The sequence below is a fragment of the Gluconobacter sp. P1D12_c genome (assembly GCF_018812105.1).
GTDB classification, from domain to species: domain Bacteria; phylum Pseudomonadota; class Alphaproteobacteria; order Acetobacterales; family Acetobacteraceae; genus Gluconobacter; species Gluconobacter oxydans_A.
Genome location: NZ_JACSIQ010000410.1, coordinates 1 through 475, shown reverse-complemented (window position 1 = coordinate 475; position 475 = coordinate 1). Strand labels below are relative to the sequence as shown.

The window sequence follows — 475 nt, the reverse complement described above, 5'->3', positions numbered from 1 at the left end:
AAGGGGAAGTATCTGCGGTACATGGTTATCACCTGCGGTGAGAACGTCCGCATATATGATGACCTCAAGGCGGAGCATAGGAAATGGACACGCAAGCTCTCTGATTGCTTCCGTTGGCTCAATCAAAAATATGGTTCAAATCTGTATTTCAGGGGGACTGAGTTCACTCATAATGAGGATCATGAAACCCTTAACATGCATATGAATATCCTCTTTGATCTGCCGTATTTGAAGGGGAACGGCTGGCAGGATTTTCTTGCTGATGTTCGTGAGAGGATGTCGTGCATTGTTAAGGATGCGGGAACTCTTGAGTCTGTTGATGAGGTCACAAAATATGTGACTAAGCCGAACGATATTGAGACGATGGAGGATGGCCATCTTGAGTGGTTCTATAATGAGACACTCAATACGCGACTGATACAGAGGTACGGATCGTTTAAGGAGTTCAAGGGGTCTCTTAATGATGAGAGGCTTC

General features: G+C 45.3%; 1 protein-coding gene. It reads left to right on the top strand.

All coding sequences use genetic code 11. From position 1 onward, the window contains the following. Window positions 1–21: 21 nt before the first annotated feature. Window positions 22–475: protein rep (locus tag KP705_RS17415; RefSeq protein WP_215765188.1), on the top strand; the 454-nt coding region annotated here is incomplete at its 3' end.